General features: G+C 71.8%; 13 protein-coding genes. 6 read left to right on the plus strand and 7 right to left on the minus strand.

Annotation, left to right across the window (positions count from 1 at the left end):
• The first annotated feature begins 185 nt into the window (after nt 1-185).
• Nucleotides 186-1,148, plus strand: a complete 963-nt coding sequence (locus HUO13_RS09935) for an adenosine deaminase (RefSeq protein ID WP_211902783.1) — start codon at nt 186-188, stop codon at nt 1,146-1,148.
• A gap of 55 nt (nt 1,149-1,203) precedes the next feature.
• On the opposite strand, the gene HUO13_RS09940 is transcribed toward HUO13_RS09935, so the two are convergent.
• Nucleotides 1,204-1,413, minus strand: coding sequence for a YbdD/YjiX family protein (locus HUO13_RS09940; RefSeq protein ID WP_211901132.1), 210 nt, complete (start codon nt 1,411-1,413; stop codon nt 1,204-1,206).
• Nucleotides 1,410-3,551, minus strand: coding sequence for a carbon starvation CstA family protein (locus tag HUO13_RS09945; protein WP_211901133.1), 2,142 nt, complete (start codon nt 3,549-3,551; stop codon nt 1,410-1,412). The genes HUO13_RS09940 and HUO13_RS09945 overlap by 4 nt, the downstream gene beginning before the upstream one ends.
• A 329-nt stretch (nt 3,552-3,880) precedes the next feature.
• Here HUO13_RS09945 and HUO13_RS09950 point away from each other — a divergent pair, with 329 nt between their 5' ends.
• The 3 genes from HUO13_RS09950 (at nt 3,881) to HUO13_RS09960 (ending at nt 6,305) form a co-directional block, all read left to right on the plus strand.
• Nucleotides 3,881-4,429, plus strand: a complete 549-nt coding sequence (locus HUO13_RS09950; protein WP_211901134.1) for a SigE family RNA polymerase sigma factor — start codon at nt 3,881-3,883, stop codon at nt 4,427-4,429.
• The gene (locus tag HUO13_RS09955; protein ID WP_211901135.1) at nt 4,426-5,454 is read left to right on the plus strand and encodes a hypothetical protein; all 1,029 of its coding nucleotides are present in this window, start codon (nt 4,426-4,428) and stop codon (nt 5,452-5,454) included. Before HUO13_RS09950 ends, HUO13_RS09955 begins: the two co-directional genes overlap by 4 nt.
• A 137-nt stretch (nt 5,455-5,591) precedes the next feature.
• Nucleotides 5,592-6,305 carry a hypothetical protein gene (locus tag HUO13_RS09960; RefSeq protein WP_211901136.1) on the plus strand — a complete coding sequence of 238 codons (714 nt, stop codon included), beginning with the start codon at nt 5,592-5,594 and terminating at the stop codon, nt 6,303-6,305.
• Nucleotides 6,306-6,313: 8 nt separating this feature from the next.
• On the opposite strand, the gene HUO13_RS09965 is transcribed toward HUO13_RS09960, so the two are convergent.
• Nucleotides 6,314-7,585 (minus strand): hypothetical protein, encoded by a 1,272-nt coding sequence (locus HUO13_RS09965; RefSeq protein ID WP_211901137.1) that lies wholly within the window; start codon nt 7,583-7,585, stop codon nt 6,314-6,316.
• 427 nt (nt 7,586-8,012) lie between these two features.
• Here HUO13_RS09965 and HUO13_RS09970 point away from each other — a divergent pair, with 427 nt between their 5' ends.
• Both HUO13_RS09970 and HUO13_RS09975 read left to right on the plus strand, forming a co-directional pair.
• Entirely contained in the window at nt 8,013-8,501 is a 489-nt protein-coding gene (locus tag HUO13_RS09970; RefSeq protein ID WP_029621779.1) for a DUF3145 domain-containing protein, read from the plus strand.
• Nucleotides 8,502-8,633: 132 nt separating this feature from the next.
• Nucleotides 8,634-9,221 carry a hypothetical protein gene (locus tag HUO13_RS09975; RefSeq protein WP_249124595.1) on the plus strand — a complete coding sequence of 196 codons (588 nt, stop codon included), beginning with the start codon at nt 8,634-8,636 and terminating at the stop codon, nt 9,219-9,221.
• Nucleotides 9,222-9,667: 446 nt separating this feature from the next.
• Here the strand turns inward: HUO13_RS09975 and HUO13_RS09980 are convergent, their stop codons facing one another.
• The 4 genes from HUO13_RS09980 to HUO13_RS09995 all read right to left on the minus strand — a co-directional run bounded on the left by HUO13_RS09980 (nt 9,668) and on the right by HUO13_RS09995 (nt 13,120).
• A complete protein-coding gene (locus HUO13_RS09980; protein WP_211901138.1) occupies nt 9,668-10,912 on the minus strand; it encodes a beta-ketoacyl-[acyl-carrier-protein] synthase family protein in 1,245 nt (414 codons plus the stop codon).
• On the minus strand, nt 10,909-11,148 hold the full coding sequence (locus tag HUO13_RS09985; RefSeq protein ID WP_009947996.1) for an acyl carrier protein: 240 nt from the start codon (nt 11,146-11,148) through the stop codon (nt 10,909-10,911). Before HUO13_RS09985 ends, HUO13_RS09980 begins: the two co-directional genes overlap by 4 nt.
• Before the next feature lie 62 nt (nt 11,149-11,210).
• The gene (locus HUO13_RS09990) at nt 11,211-12,194 is read right to left on the minus strand and encodes a beta-ketoacyl-ACP synthase III (RefSeq protein ID WP_211901139.1); all 984 of its coding nucleotides are present in this window, start codon (nt 12,192-12,194) and stop codon (nt 11,211-11,213) included.
• Entirely contained in the window at nt 12,191-13,120 is a 930-nt protein-coding gene (locus HUO13_RS09995; protein WP_211901140.1) for an ACP S-malonyltransferase, read from the minus strand. The genes HUO13_RS09990 and HUO13_RS09995 overlap by 4 nt, the downstream gene beginning before the upstream one ends.
• Nucleotides 13,121-13,482: the final 362 nt, after the last annotated feature.

Raw genomic sequence — 13,482 nt, forward strand, 5'->3', positions numbered from 1 at the left:
GCCCGGAGCCGGCCGCGAAGCCGAGGCTGGTAACCGCGATCACGTGCGGGCGGTGATCCCGCGCTCGGCCCGGACCCGGCCGCATATCCTGAGCCCTTCGCCCAGGTGCCGCCGACGTGGCGCGGCACGGGCTCGCCGATCCGGGAGGAACTGTGCAACCTGGCGCGGGCGGTGCGACGACGCCGTTGCCCAAGGCCGAACTCCATCTCCACATCGAGGGGACGCTGGAACCCGAGCTGGTCTTCGCCTGCGCTCGCCGCAACGGGGTGCAGCTGCCGTTCGCCGACGTCGAGGAGCTGCGCCGGCGCTACGTCTTCGACGACCTCCAGTCGTTTCTCGACCTCTACTACCTGGCGATGGACGTGCTGCGGACCGAGCGCGACTTCACCGAGCTCGCCGACGCCTACCTCGCCAGGGCCCGCGAGCAGGGCGTCCGGCACGCCGAGATCTTCTTCGACCCGCAGGCGCACGTGTCCAGGGGAGTGCCGCTGGAGGTGGTGCTCGACGGCCTGGAGGCGTCGCTGTCCACCGCGCGCGAGCGGTTCGGGATCAGCACCCGCCTGATCGCCTGCTTCCTGCGTGACCGCGGTCCGCGGGAGGCGATGGAGACCTGGGAGGCGCTGGAGCCGCACACCGCCCGCCTGCACGGCGTCGGCCTGGACTCCGCCGAGGTCGGTCATCCGCCGGACGCCTTCGAGCCGGTGTTCGCGCGCGCCCGCCAGGCGGGCCTGCACCTGGTCGCGCACGCGGGGGAGGAGGGCCCGCCGGACTACATCTGGCAGGCGCTCGACGTGCTCGGCGTCGAGCGGGTCGACCACGGCATCCGCGCGCTCGAGGACCCCGCGCTGCTCGCCCGCCTGGCCAGGGACCGCACGCCGCTGACGGTGTGCCCGCTGTCCAACGTCCGGCTGCGCTGCGTGCCGTCGCTGGCCGAGCACCGCCTGCCGGAGCTGGTGGACGCCGGTGTGCTGGTGACGATCAACTCCGACGACCCCGCCTACTTCGGCGGCTACGTCGACGACAACTTCCAGGCCCTCAGGCGGGAGCTGGGCTTCGGCGACGACGTCCTGCGCGAGCTGGCGGCGAACTCGTTCCGGGCCTCGTTCGTCGAGGACGACGAGCGGGCGCGGCTGCTGGGCGAGCTCTGAAAAGCGAGAAGCGCACCAGGCGATCCGCCTGGTGCGCTTCTCGGTCCGGTCCGGCTCAGCAGCAGCGGGAGCCGGGGTTGGTGTCTCCGCGGTCGACGTGGCGGCGCCAGAACTCCCGCTCCGCCAGCACGGGCTCACCCGGGTGGTGGGCCCGCTGGTGCTCGACGTAGCGCTCGTAGGCGGTCTCGCCGACCACCCCGCGCACGATCTGCCACGCCGCCCGGAAGGACCGGTGCAGCCTGGTCAGGATCGCGGCTTCGGTCATGTGCCCGCCCCGGTCTTCTGCTCCGCCAGCTCGCGCTGGATGCGGCGCTCCTCACTGGTCGGGATGAGCCCGGAGGGCGCCCACAGCTTCGACTCGACGTGGGGCGCCTCGGTGCTGGCCATCGGCTCGGTCGCCCGCAGCGCCTTGATCCACACCCGCACGGCGTCGACCAGCACGATGATGATCAGCACCGCGAACAGGATGCTGAGCACGCCGTCCACCGTCGAGTTGAGCACCACCTTGTGCATCTCCTCGACCGTGTCGGCCGATCCCTTGCTGGTCTGGCCCGCGTCGATGGCGGCCTGGTAGGACGCCCGCTGCGCGAAGAAGCCGATCTTGGGGTCGTCGGAGAAGACCTTCTGCCAGCTCGCCGTCAGCGTCACGATCGCGTCCCACGCCAGCGGCACGATGGTGACCCACGCGTACTTGGCCCGCCCGGACTTGATCAGGATCGTGGTGGCCACCGCCAGTGCGACCGCCGCCAGCAGCTGGTTGGCGATGCCGAACAGCGGGAAGAGCTGGTTGATGCCGCCCAGCGGGTCGTTGACGCCTGCCCACAGGAAGTAGCCCCAACCGCCGACGATCAGCGCGCTGGAGATCCAGATGCCGGGCTTCCAGCTCACGTCGCCGAAGCGCTTCCAGACGTTGCCGACGGTGTCCTGGAGCATGAACCGCCCGACCCGGGTACCGGCGTCGACCGTGGTCAGGATGAACAGCGCCTCGAACATGACCGCGAAGTGGTACCAGAACGCCTTCATCGCGTCCCCGCCCATGACCTGCGAGAACACCTCCGACAGGCCGAAGGCCAGGGTGGGGGCGCCGCCGGTGCGGCCCACCAGGCTCTCCTCGCCCACGGCCGCTGCCGCCGCCGCGAGCTGCTCGGGGGTGACCTGGAAGCCGATCCCGGCCACCGCCTGCGAGGCCGACTGCAGGGTGTCGCCGAGCGTGGTCGCCGGCATGTTCATCGCGAAGTAGATACCCGGGTCGATGATGCAGGCCGCGGCCAGCGCCATGATCGCCACGAACGACTCGGTGAGCATCCCGCCGTAGCCGATGACCCGGACCTGCGACTCCTTCTCCAGCATCTTGGGCGTGGTCCCGGAGGAGACCAGCGCGTGGAAGCCGGAGAGCGCACCGCAGGCGATCGTGATGAACACGAACGGGAACAGCGCGCCGGAGAACACCGGGCCCTGGGCGTTGAGCGCGAAGTCGGTGACCGCCTCGGTCTTCATCATCGGCCAGGCGATGAGGATCGACGCCGCCAGCATCACCACGACGCCGACCTTCATGAAGGTGCTGAGGTAGTCGCGCGGGGCCAGCAGCATCCACACCGGCAGCACCGAGGCGACGAAGCCGTAGATGATCAGCGCGAAGGTGAGCTGGTTGCCGGTCAGGGTGAACGCCTCGGCCAGGCCGGACTCGGCCACCCAGCCGCCGCCGACGATGCTCAGCAGCAGCAGGGCCACGCCGATGACCGAGGTCTCGACGATCCGCCCGGGCCGCAGGTAGCGCAGGTAGAAGCCCATGAACAGCGCGATCGGGATCGTCATGCCGATGGAGAAGGTGCCCCACGGCGAGCCCTTCAGCGCGCCCACGACCACCAGCGCCAGCACCGCCAGCAGGATGATCATGATGGCCAGGACCGCGATCAGGGCCGCGATGCCGCCGACCGGGCCGATCTCCTCCCGCGCCATCTGGCCGAGGCTGCGGCCGTTGCGGCGGGTGGAGAAGAACAGCACCACCATGTCCTGCACCGCGCCGGCGAAGATGACGCCGAGGATGATCCAGACCGTGCCCGGCAGGTAGCCCATCTGGGCCGCCAGCACCGGACCGACCAGCGGGCCGGCTCCCGCGATGGCGGCGAAGTGGTGGCCGAAGAGCACCCGGCGGTCGGTCGGGTGGAAGTCGATGCCGTTGTTCATGCGCTCGGCCGGCGTGGCCCGGGTGTCGTCCACCCGCAGCACGCGGTAGGAGATGAACCGCGCGTAGAAGCGGTAGCCGATCGCGTAGGAGGCCAGCGCGGCGAACACCAGCCAGGCCGCCGAGATCTCCTCACCCCGGACGAGGGCGATGATGCCCCAGGCGATCGCACCGACGATCGCCACGAGCGCCCAGATCGCAACCTGCTTGGGACTCATATTCCGTTTGGGCGCCGAGGTGCCGCTCGGCGTTGTCGTCGTGCTCGCCACCGTCTGCGGTCTCCGTTCTCGCGTGGGGCCGTGCGTGTGAGCGCGGCAGTTTCCGAGGATCTTCCGGGATGCCCCGTTGTGTCCAGAGCGCGGCGGCGAAGTAACCAGGATGTAAGCAGCGGTCGATGGCCCCCGGCGTGTCCGGATTCCGCCGTACCCGACGATCTTGGTCGACGGCGGCGGTAAGCTTCGCCGCCGTGGCCACCCGCCGCAGCGGCGGCGACGAAAATCCGATCCGGCCACAACCGCGGAGGGGGTCTCGGGCGTCGTGCAGGGATGTGACGGTTTCGATCGCATTGCCCGCGACCGCCTGGACGGACGGCGGGCTGGCCGCGATGGATGATCTGACGGCCAGGCTGACCGAGCTATACCAGGAGAACTACCGGCAGCTGCTGCGCATCGCGGTGCTGCTGGTCGACGACCGCGCCTCGGCCGAGGACATCGTCCAGGACGCCTTCGTGCGGGTCTTCGACTCCCGCAGCCGGCTTCGGGACCCGGACAAGGCGCTGGCGTTCCTGCGCCAGGCGGTGCTCAACCGGGCCCGGTCGATCCTGCGCCGCCGGATGGTGGCCAAGAAGTACCAGCCGAGGCTTGCCACCAGCGACTCGCACCCCGACGACACCGGCAGGGGCGTGGACCGCGCGGTGCTGGCGGCCGCGCTGACCCGCCTGCCGCGCAGGCAGCGCGAGGCGGTGGTGCTGCGCTACTACGCCGACCTCAGCGAGGCGCGTACCGCGGAGCTGATGGGGTGCAGCCAGGGCGCGGTGAAGTCGTACTGCTCGCGCGGCGTCGCGCGGCTTTCGGAACTGCTTCGGGAGCGGGTGTGACACCTCCAGACGACACGCGCGAAGAGGCACTGCTGCGGGCGCAGCTGCACCGGCTCGTCGACGACGTCGAGCCCCGCGGCGACGCGCTGCCGAAGCTGCTCGCGGCGGCACGCCGCAGGCGCTCACCGCGGCGCCCGCTGTTCCTGGCCGCCGGTGCGGCGGTCGCGGCGACGGCGGTGTTCCTGGTGGCCCTGCTGTCGCTGCCGAGCAACCGGACCGAGCCCGCGAGCGTGCAGCCCAACAGCTACCTCGCGGTGCCGGGGCGGGGCGTGATCGCGGCCTTCGACGTGGTCTCCGGACGCCAGGTGCGCGAGGTCGCCACCATCGACGGGGAACCAGCCGAGGCGCTGGCCACCGACCGGGAGCGCATCTACGCCATCGTGGCCACCGGCCCGCACCGGCGGATCGTCGAGATCTCCGCCGACGGCGGTCAGCGGGTGGTCACCGAAGCCCTCTTGCACTCTCCCGTGCTGGCCGCGGGCGGCGGGCACGTGGCCTACCTCGACGGTCCGGCCGTGGTCGTGCGCGGTGGCGCCGAGCGGCGGCTGCCCCTCCCCCGTGGGGAGCGGGTGCTCGACCTGGCCCTGGCCTCGGACGGCAGGCTCGCGGTGCTGACCACGCGGGAGGGCTCGCAGGCGGGCCTCATCCGCATCGTCGCGCCGGACGCGGTCTCGCTGACCGAGCAGCCGGGCATAGCGGCGGCGGGGGCCTGCGGTCCGCTCGCGATCGCCTGGTCCGGTCAGGAGCTGGCGGCGCTGCGGCCCACCGACTGCGGCAGCGGGCGGGCACGCGTGACCACCCTGGACAGCCGGAGCGGGGAGCAGATCGGGGCCGGGGCCCCGTTCGACACTGGTCCTTTCGACGGCGAAGACGTGCAGTTGTCTGTGGACCGGCTCGGTCGGTTCCTGATCTCGGTCGCGGGCCAGCGGCAGTGGCTGGTCGACGGGTCCGACGTGCGCGCGCTGCCACCCGCGTGCGCGCCCGCCGGGCAGTGCGCGGTCGTGCCTGCGACCTTCTGGGGCTGAACCGCGCGCCGGACGCGCCACCCGTACCCGCGGACCGGATGTCACACGTACGGACACGCCCCTGATCCGCGCAATGCCGGTCCGGCCCTCCTGCTGAACCGCATCATCGCAACAGGCGACCAGGACCGAGGTGAGATGTGGACTCGCATCGACAGGAGCTCGTCCGGCTGTTGCGAACCGCGCTCGACCGCCCGAGGTGGCAGGCAGCCGCGGCGTTCGCGGTGTCGGTCTGGACGCTGCTGTGGATCGGCGGTCAGTTCACCGGTCACGCGCCGACGGCGCTCGGAGTGCTCGACTGGCTCGCCGCGTTGCTGGGCCTCGACGGTTCGGCCTGGACCGGCAGGCTCGGCGCCGCATGGGCGCAGGCGGGACCGTGGCTCGCGGTGGCAGGCGGGCTGCTCTGGGCGGCCACCGGCGAGCGCGGGCAGGCCACCGCGCTGCTCGGCTGGGTCTTGGTCATGCTCGCCGCCGAGGGCACCGGCTACCGGCCGGCCGTCCTGACCGCCGTCACCGCGATGGTCGCGCTCGTGGCCGCGCTCTGGCTGGCGGCGCTGACCGGCGGCCGCTTCGTCGACCGGTACTCCAAGCTGCTGCCCGGCGACGTGCTGCGGGCGGGCGTCACGGCGGCGTCGCTGACCGTCGTCGTGCCGCTGTTCGCGCCGCTGGCCGTGCTCAGCCGGATAGGCAGCAACTACCTGACGCGGGCGCCCCGGCTGCTGCCGCCGGAGAGCGGGGTCGGCGGACGAGGGGGCTGGTCGGTGGTACCCGGTGAGACGGCACCCGTCGAGCCCGGCTGCCAGTGCGCAACCGGCGAGTCCGCGCGGCAGGACGGCCCGCCGGTCGGCCTCTGAACCACGTCCTAGGCACGCAGCCGGAGCCCGCGTTCGGCGAGCGAGCGCAACGCCACGTCGTCGGGATCGCTGTACCCGCGGGACCAGACGGCCTGCACGATCCGCACCTGCTTGCCGGTCTGCTCGACCGCCTGCGCCGCGCTGTCGAAGCCGTCCGGCGCGCCTGGCCACCGCTGCCCGGCGGCGACCAGGTCGGTCACCCCACCGGTTCCCGCGGTGTTGAGCAGGTTCCGCAGCTCGGTCGCGCCGCCCTCGTCCGGCAGCTCGACGATCGCCACGGCGACCGCCGCGCCGCGCTGCGAGACCTCGGCGTCGAAGACGAGACGGGTCAGCGCGGTGCACGGCCGGGTCTGCAACCACGCCTGCACATCGCCGTAAGAGGCGCGGCCGCAGTCGGTCTCCCGCCGCACCGCCCGCTCGGTGAAGGAGACCCCGTCGACGCGCTGGGACGCTGCCTCCTCCTGCTGGGCGTCCGGCCCGTCGGAGCCGCCGCCGAGCAGCAGTGCCAGGACCACGCCAAGGACGACCACGACGCCCGCTGCCAGTGCGATCAGCTTGTGGCGCGGAACGATCGCGCGGGCGGCGGCCGGAGGCTTCGGCGCGGGAGCCGGTGCCGGCTCACCGCCGACCTTCGGGATCAGCATGGTGTCGATGACGGCCAGATCCGGTGCGACGTCGTCGGAAAAGCCTTCCGCCGCCAGCTCGGCGACCCCGAGCGCGCCCGGCTCCTCGCCGAGGACCGCCAGCAGCTGCCGCGCCTTCTCCACCGAGCAGTCGCGTTCGTAGGTCGCCAGCTCGCGGGCCGCCGCGAGCATCGAGGTGGTCGTCGGGTGCAGGACCCGGAGACCGCGGTGCAGGTCGCTGGTCGGCTGCGTGACCTGCTCGACGTAGGGCCCGACCGCGACGATCGTGGTCACCGGCAGCGGTTCGGCGCCGCGGGTCTGCAGGCTGCGCGCCAGCGCCGAGGCCGACTCCAGCGCCTCCAGCGCCGGGTTCACCGCGCCCTCGGTGCGCACCATCGGCCAGCCGTCGACCGACCACGGCGTCTGTATCGGAGCCTCGAGCTTCAGCACGGGATCGGGCAGGTCCACGCCCACCACGACGATGACGCCGCGCGGCAGGACGACCACCGCGTCCAGCTTTCGCGGGCTGCCCGGCGGTCGGCAGCCGAACACCGCCACACCACCGGAAACCCCGGTACCCTCGCCCCAGGCGGCCAGCGCCGCCCGGATGTCGGCGCCGACCTCGGTCAGCTCGGGACCGAGCCGCACCAACCGCATTACGACCTCCTCCGCCCGCACCCGTCGCGGAGCGCCCGCCGATCCGGGCTCCTCCGGGCAAGAGAACGGTAGCGGGGATGCGCGAGCGGCGCCCCACTGTTGCTCCGTTCGTCCTTTCGAGTGTTATCCGCCACTCGTTCGTCAGCGTCCCGCTGCTGCATTCGTGGGACCTCGACGCCGGTCCGGCAAGGCCGGGATCAGCGGATATCGACATCCGGGCGTCGCGGCGGCATGTCCGGCCCGGTTCGGATTCCCACGTGGCGAGAGCCCGTCGATTCGTTGCGCTCTTGTGGCGGACCTCAACACCCGCCGTGCAGAATGACGCCGCGAGCTGGTGATCGCTTCGTCACCGACGAGGTCGTAGGGGAAGACGTCCCTCGTCGAACAGCGGAGGTCAGCAGTGAGCGCCCGTGGCCCAACATGCGGTCTGACAAACGGTGTTGTCTACGTCCACTCGTCGCCGTCCGCGGTATGTCCGCACGTCGAGTGGGCCATTTCCGGCGCGCTGGGAGTCCGGACGGAACTCCGCTGGACAGCGCAGCCGGCAGCGCCCGGTCAGTTGCGCGCGGAATGCAACTGGTCGGGTGAGCCGGGGACCGGCTCCACCCTGGTCACCGCGCTGCGCGCGTGGCCGATGCTGCGGTTCGAGGTGACCGAGGACCCCAGCCCGGGTATCGACGGCCAGCGGTTCTGCCACGTGCCGGGACTCGGCCTGTGGCGCGCCTGCACCGGCGCGAACGGCGACATCATGGTCAGCGAGGACCAGTTGCGCACGCTCGCGGCCAACAGCAGGGGGCACGAGTCGTTCAGCCACCGCGTGGAACAGCTCCTCGGCGCGGCGTGGGACGACGCGTTGGAACCGTTCCGGCGAGCCGGCGACGGCGCACCGGTGACCTGGCTGCACCGCGTCGGCTGACCGGTCGGGGTCGGTTGACCAGTGCGGGTCGGCTGAGCCACGGGGGCCGGCTGAGCAGCGGGGCGAGGCGGTATTCGCCGAAATCGCCCCGAAGCTCACAACCGCGTGCGGGTGCTGTGGGAAGCTCGACGGGTGTCGTCTTCGTTCGATCCCGGCCGTTCGTGGCTGAGGTGGGGTGTCCCGGTCGCTGTCGCCGTCGTGCTGCTCGCTGGTGCCGCGGGGTGGGCGGCTCGCGCCGTCTACGGCAGCGGCGGCGGCTCGGCCCCGGCGGCCGGTCCGGCCGGGCAGCCTGCGCCGACCAAACGTACCGGTCCGGTGTCGGTGGCGTTCAGCGCGGACGCGGCGGCACACCCCGACCAGGCCACGGTCCGCTGGCTGCTCGAAACCCACTTCAATGCCATCAACTTCAAGCAGTACGAGGCGTGGAAGGCCACCGTGGTCCCCGCCCGGCAGCAGGAGAAGCCGAAGCTGCGGTGGGAGCGGGAGTACGCCACCACCGACGACGGCGACGTCCGGGTGCACCGCATCGAGCCGGGTCCCGACGAGTCGTTGCGCGTGATGCTCACTTTCACCAGCAACCAGGACCCCGACGACGCGCCGCCGGACGCGCGCTCGGACTGTCTCAAGTGGACCGTGGTATACCCGCTGGTGCCGGAGTCGCGCGGGCTGCGGCTGGACACCGCCCGGTTGCCGGGCAGCGCGCAGTACCGGCCCTGCTGAGAGGTGCATCGGGCGGCCGACGTCGGCGCGTCGAGCCCGAGCGAGTCGCACATCGCGGTGTAGCGCTGCGGGTCGGGCTGCCGGATCGGTTCGAACACCGATGACAGCACCGTGAGCGCCTCCGGCCTGGGCGCGACCTTGCAGCCCGGTTGCCCGTGCGGTGCCGGTGGGCCCTTGCCGCGCAGGCGTGGACTTGCCGCTGCTGCGGCACGCGAGGTTCACCTCGGCGAACGCCGATAACGCCGGATCAGGCCGCGAGCCCTGGAAGCCGCGGAAGCCCTGGATCCGCACCAGGCGTTCGATCACGTGTGCACCGCTCCCAGTCAACGATCATCGGCCGCCACCATTCCTACCAAGTTGATCTTGGTGGAGCCAGGGAGTTCCGCTCACGACGAACGGGCCACCCCCGAGGGAGTGGCCCGTTCGCCGGAAACGCCTGGAGCCGGTCAGCTCCGCGCGAAGGCGAGCGCGACGTTGTGCCCGCCGAAGCCGAAGGCGTCGTTGACCGCCGCGGTCTGCTCGACGTGCCGCGGCTTGTCGGCGACGACGTCGAGCTCGATCTTGGGGTCGACGCTCTCGAGGTTGCGGGTCGCCGGGATGACGCCGTCGCGCAGCGACAGCACCGTCACGATGCTCTCCACCGCGCCGGCACCGCCGACCAGGTGGCCGAGCGCCCCCTTGGGCGCGGTCAGCACCGCGTCCGGACCCAGCGCCTTGCGTACCGAGTTGGCCTCGCCGAGATCGCCGACCACCGTGGAGGTGGCGTGCGCGTTGACGTGGCCGATGTCCGACGCCGACAGCTCACCGCTGCGCAGCGCCTTCTGGATGGCGGTGGTCTGCCCGATGCCGTCCGGGTGGCTTCCGGTGATGTGGTAGGCGTCGGAGGTGATGCCGATGCCTGCCAGGCGCCCGTAGACGCGCGCACCGCGGGCCCTGGCGTGCTCGGCGCTCTCCAGCACCATCACACCGGCGCCCTCGCCCATGACGAAGCCGTCGCGGTCGACGTCGAAGGGCCGCGAGGCCGCCTCGGGGTCGTCGTTGCGCGTGCTCAGCGTCCTGGCCTGGGCGAAACCGGCGATCGTGATCGGGTGGATGCACGCCTCGGCGCCACCGGCCACCACCACGTCGGCCTGCCCGGAGCGGATCATCTCCCAGCCCTTGGCCAGGCCCTCGGCGCCGGAGGCGCACGCCGAGGCGGGGGAGTGCACACCGGCGCGGGCCCGCAGGTCGAGGCTGACGTAGGCGGCGGGGCCGTTGGGCATCAGCATCGGCACGGTCAGCGGCGAGACCTTGCGCAGGCCGTGCTCCTCCAGGAGGTCGTCCTGCTGCAGCAGCGTCACCGGCCCGCCGATGCCGGTGCCGATGGCGATGCCGAGCCGGTCGGGGTCGACCGACTCCGAGTCCTCGGTGGGCAGCTCGTAGCCCGCGTCCGCCCACGCCTCGCGGGCCGCGATGACCGCGATCTGCTCGCAGCGGTCCATCCGCCGCAGCTGCACCCGCGGCAGGACCTCGGACGGCTCCACCGCCAGCGGCGCGCCGATCTTGGCGGGCAGCTCGAAGCGGTCGATCCAGTCCGCCTCCAGCCTGCGCACGCCGCTGCGTCCGTTGATCACACCGTCCCAGGTGGACGCGACGTCACCGCCAAGCGGTGTCGTCGCGCCCATCCCGGTGATCACGACATCGGTCGTCATGCGTTCGAGGAGATGTAGTTCACCGCATCCCCGACGGTCTTGAGGTTGGCCAGTTCGTCGTCGGGGATCTTGACGCCGAACTTGTCCTCGGCCTGCACGGCGATCTCGACCATCGACAGCGAGTCGATGTCCAGGTCGTCCACGAAGGACTTGTCGACGGTCACGTCGTCCGCGTCGACACCGGCGACCTCTTCGACGATGGCGGCCAGACCAGTAGTGATTTCCTCGTTCGACACGGTTGTCGTTCCTTCCTCGGTTGCTGGGATCTCTACCGCGGACGCGCCGCGGTGGTCGTTGGTCAGGGGCAGACCGCGACCTGGCCGGCGTAGGACAACCCCGCCCCGAAGCCGACCAGCAGCATCACGTCCCCGCTGGAGATCTCGCCCGCCGACCGCATGTGGTCGATGGCGAGCGGGATGGAGGCGGAGGAGGTGTTGCCGGAGTAGACGATGTCACGCGCCAACACGAGGTCGTCACGCGCACCCTGGCTCTGCAGCTTCCTGGCGATGGCCTCGACGATGCGCAGGTTCGCCTGGTGCGGGACGAGCACGTCCACATCGGACAGCTTCAGCCCGGCCAGCTCCACGGCCTGCGTGGCCACCGGCGCGATCTGGGTGGTCGCCCAGCGGAAGACCGCCTGGCCCTCCTGGTAGATGTACTTGCCCTCGCGCAGGTAGATGGTGTCGGCCAGGTCGCCGGCGCTGCCCAGCGTGGCCGGGCCGATGCCCGGGGTGTCGGCGGGACCGACCACCGCCGCGCCCGCGGCGTCGGCGAAGATGATGCAGTTGGCGCGGTCCTGCCAGTCGATCCACTCCTGGAACCGCTCCGAGCCGATCACCAGCACGTTGCGCGCCGAACCGGCCTTGACCGCGTCGGCCGCGGCCGACAGCGCGTAGACGAAGCCCGCGCAGGCGGCGTTGAGGTCGTAGGCGCTCTTGGCCTCGATGCCGATCTGGTCGGAGACCTGGGCGGCCGCGTTGGGGATCTGCCCGGGCATCGTGCAGGTGGCCACGATCACCTGGTCCACGTCGGCGGGGGAGAGCCCGGCGTTGGCGATCGCCTTCGAACCGGCCTCCGCGGCCATCGAGACCACGGTCTGGTCCTCGTCGCCGAGCCTGCGGCTGATGATGCCGACCCGCTGGCGGATCCACTCGTCGTTGGTGTCGACGATCTTGGCGAGGTCGTCGTTGGTGACCACCCGATTGCCCTGCGTGCTGCCGAAACCGAGCAGTTTCGTGGCGGGGGGCCCGGCTGCCTGCCGGATCGTCGGCGGGTTGGTCACGTGTCGCTCCCGGAGTCGTCCAGTAGTTGGCCGACCTTGTCCAGATCGGCGGGGGTCTTCAGGGCGATCGCCTTGGTGCCCTTGAGCTCGCGCTTGACCAGCCCGGACAGCGTGCCAGCCGGCGCCAGCTCCACGGTGGCCGAGACACCGCGCTCGGCCAGGGCCGCCATGCACAGGTCCCAGCGCACCGGGCTGGTCACCTGGGCGACCAGCCGCCGCATGATGTCGGCGGGTTCGCTGACGCAGGCGCCGTCGGCGTTGGACAGCAGCGGCAGCGACGGCTCCGCGGTCGCGACCTTCTCGGCGTGCACGCCCAGCGCCTCGCGGGCGCTCTCCATGAACCGGGTGTGGAACGCACCGGCCACCGCCAGCGGGCGCACGCGCGCACCGGCCGGCGGTTCCTCGGCCAGCGCCTCCAGCGCGGGCAGGCGCCCGGCGGCGACGATCTGGCCGGCGCCGTTGCGGTTGGCCGGGTCGAGCCCGAGCTGCTCCAGGTGCGCGACGATCACGTCGGGGTCGCCGCCCAGCACGGCGGTCATACCGGTCGGCTCCAGGCCGCAGGCCGCGGCCATCTCGCGGCCGCGCACCGCGGCGAGCGCCACGGCGTCGTCGAAGCTGAGGGTGCCGACGACGGCGGCGGCGGCGAGTTCACCGACGGAGTGCCCGGCCACCGTGCTGCCTGCGGGGATGCTCACCCGCTTGCCGAGCTCGGTGGCCGCGACCAGGGACAGCGCGACGACCAGCGGCTGGGTGACGGCGGTGTCCTTGATCTCGTCGGCGTCGGCGGTGGTGCCCAGCCGGATCAGGTCCAGGCCGACGATCTCGGACCAGGACGCGAGGGTCTCCTCGACGCCGTCGAGTTCGAGCCACGGACTGAGCATCCCGGGGGCCTGGGACCCCTGGCCGGGGGCGAGCAGCGCGATCACTCTTGCTACTGAACACGCCCGGGGGTGCTCCCCGTGATGTCGACAGGGACGAAGTCCGGCGACCAAAGTTGTGGAGCATCTACAACCGGGCTGGTGGTGGGTCATGCTGCCGAGCGGAAACATTGTCGATCGTGACTGTCCGGTGACCATTCGATGCGTGCCGCTACCGGGCAGTAGGACTGAGTTTCACCTGGTTGTGCCATGGTCGGGACGCAGCGTGACGGCTCAACGCGTTCTGCCGGAAGCCGTCCCGCCGACTGCTCCCGTTGCCGGGCGGCCGTTCGGCCCGAGCGGCGGCGCGGGTGCCGCGCCGAGGCGCCCTTGCGATCAGTGCGCCGGAACGGCAGGGGCGCTCGGCCGCC

The organism is Saccharopolyspora erythraea, from assembly GCF_018141105.1.
GTDB classification, from domain to species: Bacteria; Actinomycetota; Actinomycetes; order Mycobacteriales; family Pseudonocardiaceae; genus Saccharopolyspora_D; species Saccharopolyspora_D erythraea_A.

Coding starts and splice junctions, on each gene's coding strand:
- HUO13_RS09940 (WP_211901132.1), bottom strand. CDS start 1,413: ATGACCGAAGCCGCGATCCTGACCAGGCTGCACCGGTCCTTCCGGGCG.
- HUO13_RS09945 (WP_211901133.1), bottom strand. CDS start 3,551: ATGAGTCCCAAGCAGGTTGCGATCTGGGCGCTCGTGGCGATCGTCGGT.
- HUO13_RS09965 (WP_211901137.1), bottom strand. CDS start 7,585: ATGCGGTTGGTGCGGCTCGGTCCCGAGCTGACCGAGGTCGGCGCCGAC.
- HUO13_RS09980 (WP_211901138.1), bottom strand. CDS start 10,912: ATGACGACCGATGTCGTGATCACCGGGATGGGCGCGACGACACCGCTT.